6 protein-coding genes are annotated in these 5,371 nt (G+C 74.6%); 5 read left to right on the forward strand and 1 reads right to left on the reverse strand.

All coding sequences use genetic code 11. The features are described 5' to 3' along the window. The 3 genes from RWM17_RS11860 to RWM17_RS11870 form a co-directional block, all read left to right on the forward strand. Positions 1-180 (forward strand): hypothetical protein (locus RWM17_RS11860; RefSeq protein WP_314103943.1); only part of this gene is annotated, 180 nt, incomplete at its 5' end. Further along, positions 177-902 carry a response regulator transcription factor gene (locus tag RWM17_RS11865; protein ID WP_314103945.1) on the forward strand — a complete coding sequence of 242 codons (726 nt, stop codon included), beginning with the start codon at positions 177-179 and terminating at the stop codon, positions 900-902. The genes RWM17_RS11860 and RWM17_RS11865, both read left to right, overlap by 4 nt. Before the next feature lie 165 nt (positions 903-1,067). Beyond that, positions 1,068-1,520, forward strand: a complete 453-nt coding sequence (locus tag RWM17_RS11870) for a VOC family protein (protein WP_314103948.1) — start codon at positions 1,068-1,070, stop codon at positions 1,518-1,520. A 136-nt stretch (positions 1,521-1,656) separates the two neighbouring features. Here the strand turns inward: RWM17_RS11870 and RWM17_RS11875 are convergent, their stop codons facing one another. After that, positions 1,657-2,367: a hypothetical protein gene (locus tag RWM17_RS11875; RefSeq protein WP_314103950.1), complete on the reverse strand. Its 711-nt coding sequence runs from the start codon at positions 2,365-2,367 to the stop codon at positions 1,657-1,659. Positions 2,368-2,506: 139 nt separating this feature from the next. Between RWM17_RS11875 and RWM17_RS11880 the strand changes: the two genes are divergently transcribed. Together RWM17_RS11880 and RWM17_RS11885 are read left to right on the forward strand one after the other, a co-directional pair. Then, positions 2,507-3,694 carry a glycosyl hydrolase family 18 protein gene (locus tag RWM17_RS11880; protein ID WP_314103953.1) on the forward strand — a complete coding sequence of 396 codons (1,188 nt, stop codon included), beginning with the start codon at positions 2,507-2,509 and terminating at the stop codon, positions 3,692-3,694. Between the two features lie 82 nt (positions 3,695-3,776). After that, positions 3,777-5,219, forward strand: a complete 1,443-nt coding sequence (locus RWM17_RS11885) for an alpha-amylase family glycosyl hydrolase (protein WP_314103956.1) — start codon at positions 3,777-3,779, stop codon at positions 5,217-5,219. Positions 5,220-5,371 lie beyond the last annotated feature (152 nt).

Below are 5,371 nucleotides of genomic sequence, written 5' to 3' on the forward strand. Positions count from 1 at the left end.
GCGGCAGACAGGGTCGGCGCGGTCGGCGGGGTCGGCGGGGTCGGCGCGGTCGGCGGCCGCACCTGGCGCGTGCGGCTCGAGCTGCCCGTCGAGCGGGAGCCCGACACCGCCGATGCGCCCGACGGGACCAACACCGTCGATGCGCCCGACGCCGACGCCGTCGACGGGACCGTCCCGTGATCCGGGTCGTGCTCGTCGACGACCAGTCGATCGTGCGGGCCGGGTTCCGCATCGTGCTCGAGACCGCGGGAGGGATCGAGGTCGTCGGTGAGGCCTCCGGTGGCCGCGAGGGCGTCGAGGTCGTGCGGCGCACCCGGCCCGACGTCGTCGTGATGGACGTCCGGATGCCCGGCGGCGACGGCATCGAGGCGACGCGGTCGATCACGGGCGCGGCCCCGAGCGGCGACCCGCAGGCCTCCTCGGTCACGATGCCCGGCGATCCGCGGGCGGAGCCGGGCACGTCCGGCGACGCCCGCCACGGCCCTGCCGTGCTCGTCGCGACGACCTTCGACCTCGACGAGTACGTCTTCGGCGCCCTCGAGGCGGGGGCCAGCGGGTTCGTCCTCAAGGACGCGGAGCCCGACGAGTTCATCGCGGCCGTCCGAGCTCTCGCGTCGGGGCGTGCCGCGATCGACGGGGCGACCACCCGCCGGGTCATCGCGGAGTTCACGCGACGGCGGGCCGCCTCCTCGTCCGGGGCCTCGGTCGACGTGCTGACTCCGCGCGAGCAGGAGATCGTCCGGCTGCTCGGCGAGGGCCTGTCGAACGACGAGATCGGCGCGCGTCTCGTGATCGAGACGAGCACGGTGAAGTCGCACCTGACCCGCGTCATGACGAAGCTGGACACCCGCGACCGGCTGCAGACCGTCGTCTGGGCCTGGCGCTCGGGGCTGCTGCGCTGACACCGGCGCTGCGCGCCGGCTGACCGCTCGGCCGCGACCGCCAGGCAGGACGGGCGGGTTCGACGGGGGCGGGCCGTCACGACCGCCCGTCCCGGTCGAACTCGCCCGCTCTCGGCCCCGCGTCGCGAGCGGGCCACGACCGGCCTCGAGGCCGATGATGGCCCCATGAACGACGCCATCGTCACGCCCCTCGGCTTCTCGCACGTGCGCCTCACGGTCACGGACATCCGCCGCAGCAAGGCCTTCTACGAGCAGCTGTTCGGCATGCCGCCGGGCAGCGACTTCAGCGACCAGATCGACGACCCGACGATCCACGACGACCCGCAGCGCACCTACGGCGGCTGCTCGTTCACCTTCGGCGGCCAGACGCTCGGGCTGCGCCCGGTCGCCCCGGCCGGCGACCGCTTCGACCCCGACCGGGTGGGGCTCGACCACCTGAGCCTTCGGGTCGACTCCGTCGACGAGCTGCACGCCGCGGCCCAGCGACTCGCGGCAGCCGGGATCGAGCACGGCGAGGTCACGGACCTGCCCGCGTTCGGCCTCGTGGTCCTCTCGTTGCAGGACCCCGACGACGTCAACCTCGAGCTCGCCGCCGCTCGCCCCGGCGGCCGCGTCTGACCTGCCCCGAGGTGAAGACGATGTGACGCGTCCGGGGTGTCCCGCAGCTTCACGCTCCCTGGCAGCGTCACGTCGTTCCCGCAGCGCGCGAACGTGAACGCGAGCACGAGCACGAGCGCGAGCGCGAGGCCTGGCGTCAGCCCCAGATGCGGGTGACGATCGCGCCGAGCAGGTCGTCCGTGGGGAAGTTCGACTGGCGCACGGTGACGACGACGTCGTCGCGGACGAGCACGGTCTGCGTGAAGTCGGTCCCGTACTGCTCCTCGACGCGGGTGTACTGGCAGACGGTGCCGCCGAGCCGGTCCGTGCAGTCGGACACGGCACCCGCGACTCGCCTTTCCTCGTCGACCGTCGGGTCGGACAACCACGCCGGGTAGGAGGCGGCAGTCGCCTCGTCGACGGTGGCGACGTCGACGAACAGGCCCGTGACGTCGGCACGGATGTCGCGCCAGCCACAGCGCAGCTGGGCTGCCGACTCGACGATCGTGTACGGGTCGGCGCCGGCGGGAGGCGTGATCGGCTCGATCCGCCCCATCCGCACCTCGGCGAAGAACTCCGGGTCGTTCAGGGGCGTGTCCCCCATCGTCGAGGCGTAGGTCGCCGCGTCGACGATGTCGGTGCAGTCCGTCGGGATCGAGGCGACGGCGGGTCCCGGCGAGGGCGCCGGAGCGGTCGTGGACGGCGAGGCGCTCGGGGACGCCGCCGTGTCGGTGGCCGTCGGCCGGGGCGTCTCCGAGGAGGCGCCTCCTGCGTCGTCTGCCCCGCTCGCGCACCCGGCGAGCGAGAAGGCGAGAGCCGCGACGGCGCCCAGCGTCGTGACCGTGGTGAACGAGCGTGTGGTCCTCATGTGAGCGTCCCCCCGGACTGTGCTCGCCCCGGCGCGGGTGTCCCGAGGTCGTGCTGCCCACGCTAGGCCGCCGGGGGCGTCGGCGCGTCATCCTGCAGCGGGAGTCCGCATCGGTCGCGAGTCGTCGTACGATCCGTCCATGACACCGACGTCCGGCCGCTCCCGCTCCGTCCGCGCGGGCGGGTCGCGTCCCGTCGTGGCCGTCGCTCCCGTCGCGGCCCTGGCCGTGCTGGCCCTGGTGCTGAGCGGGTGCACCTCGACCACCCCCGCCTCGTCGCCGGACGCCTCCGCATCCGCATCCGCATCCGCATCCGGGGCGACGCTCGACGACGCCGCGGAGCGGGACGCCGCAGCCGCAGACGCAGACGCAGACGCCCTCCCCGCCGACGCCGCCACGGTCCCTGCCCTCGACGTCACGGGCTTCGTGCTCGAGGGCTCCGATCCCGACCTGGTCGACGCGAGCGCCGCCTCCCTCGACGTGGTCGGGGTCGACGGCGTGCTCGTGGCCGCCGACGGGGCCAGCGTGAGCAGTCCGTCGCTCGACGCCGAGGCCCAGCGGGACGCGGCCCACGCCAGGGGACTGCAGGCGCAGCTGCTCGTGAGCAACTGGGACGACCGGATCGGCGACTTCAGCGAGCCGGTCGCGAGCGCTCTGCTGTCGAGCCCGGCGAACCGGTCCGCGGTCGCGGCCGACCTGGCCTCACGCGTGTCGACGGGCGGCTGGGACTCGCTCATGGTCGACCTCGAGGGGCTCACGGCCGGCGACTCCGCCGGGCTGACCGCCTTCGCCTCGGAGCTACGGACAGCCGTCGGCCCCGACGTGCGGCTGGACGTCGCGCTGCAGGCCTCGACGACGGTCGAGGGCTACGGCGACCTCGGCTACGACGTGCCGGCGCTGGCGGCGTCGCTCGACCACCTCACCCTCATGGCCTACGACCAGCACGGACCGTGGGAGCCCGACGACCCGGGCCCCGTCGGCTCCCTCGACTGGACGATCGACTCGCTCGCCGCCCTCACCGCGCTCGCGCCGACCGACCAGGTCGTGCTCGGCGTCGCGGGGTACGGCTACCGCTGGGGCGGCGACGAGCCCGCCGGGCAGGTGTCCGACGAGGAGGCGCGCGACCGCGTCGGGGACGCCGGCGGCAGCGCCCGCTGGGACTCCACGGCCGCGGAGCAGACCGCGACCCTCGCCGACGGCGCCGTGCTCTGGTGGTCGGACTCGCGCTCGCTCGACACGCGCGTCCAGCTCGCCCGCGGGCTCGGCCTCGCCGGCGTCGCCGTCTGGTCGCTCGACCTCAGCGACCCGGTCGAGGTCGACGCGGGCTGAGGCGCGCTCGCCCCCAGCCGCGCAGCGCACCTGACGACGTGCGCGCGGACCGGCCCGCGCACCCGCCGCTACCGTGGCCCGCATGCAGCACAGCACCCCGGTCACCCCCGGCAGCACCAGTCCCCGCGCCGACGCCCGCACCCCGACCGCCCCCGAGCGCGCCTGGACCGAGCACGTCATCTGGTGGCACGTCTACCCGCTCGGGTTCGGCGGGGCCGACACGACCGGGGCGGACCGCTCGCCGCAGCCGCGCCTCCTCGACCTCGTGCCGTGGCTCGACCACCTGCTCGCGCTCGGCGCGAACGGGCTCGCGCTCGGCCCCGTCTTCGCGTCGTCGACCCACGGCTACGACACGATCGACTGGTTCCGCGTCGACCCGCGGCTCGGCACCGACGACGACCTCGTCACGCTGATCGAGGCCGCCCACGCCAAGGGCGTGCGGGTGATGCTCGACGGCGTCTTCAACCACGTCGGCCCCGAGTTCCCGGCCCTGCAGGAGGCGCGGGCCGACTCGTCCTCGCCGGCCGCCGCCCTGTTCCGTCGCGACGAGCACGGCGAGCTGGCGACCTTCGAGGGCCACGGCGGGCTGATCGCGCTCGACCACTCGTCCCCCGAGGTGGTGCGCGTCGTCTCCGAGGTGCTCGTGCACTGGGCCGAGCGCGGCGCCGACGCCTGGCGCCTCGACGCCGCCTACTCGGTGCCGTCGTCGTTCTGGGCAGAGGTGCTGCGTCCGCTGCGAGAGAGCCACCCCGACGTCTGGGTGGTCGGCGAGGTGCTGCACGGCGACTACGCGGCGGCCGTCCGCGACGGAGGCCTCGACAGCGTCACCCAGTACGAGCTCTGGCAGGGCACCTGGCACGGCATCCAGGACGTCAACCTCCACGAGCTCGCCTGGGCGCTCACGCGGCACGACGAGTTCCTCGACGAGTTCGCGCCCCTGACGTTCGTCGGCAACCACGACGTCACCCGCATCGCCAGCCAGATCGACGACGAGCGGCACCACGCGCACGCCGTCGTGCTGCTGTTCACCCTCGGCGGCGTGCCGTCCGTCTACTACGGCGACGAGCTCGGGCTGCGGGCCGTCAAGGAGGAGCGGGTCGGCGGCGACGACGCGATCCGTCCCGCGTTCCCCCGCTGGTCGGGCGACGACGGCGTCGGCACCGACGCCGGTGCCGGTGCCGGTCCGGACGCCGGTGCCGACGCCGTGTCCCTCGTGGCCGGCGCCGACCCGGCCGTCCTGGCCCTGCACCAGGAGATGGTCGGCGTCCGTCGTCGTCACCCGTGGCTGCACGGGGCGCGCACGCGCGCGGTCTCGGTGACGAACGAGACGCTCGTGCTCGAGGTGCGCGGTGCCGGTGCCGACGAGGTCCTCGTCGTCGCGCTGAACCTCGGCGACGAGCCCCTGCGCGTCGCGGACCCCGCACCCGCCGCCGACGGCTGGGTCGCGGGACGCGACGCAGGCCTCGACGGCGACGTGCTGGTGGTCGGCGCGCACGGCTGGGCCGTCGTCGCTCCCCGCGGCTAGACGGATCGACGCTCGGGGGGCGAGCAGCGGGGCGGGCGGGCGGGCCTGGAAGGTAACGGCGCGATAACGAAGTCGATGCGAACCCATCCATCTGCGTGAGGGTGGCGAACCCCTGTCAACTCCCCACCGGGAACCACAGACAAGGAGAAACC

This window comes from uncultured Frigoribacterium sp., from assembly GCF_963515265.1.
In the GTDB taxonomy this organism is placed as follows: domain Bacteria; phylum Actinomycetota; class Actinomycetes; order Actinomycetales; family Microbacteriaceae; genus Frigoribacterium.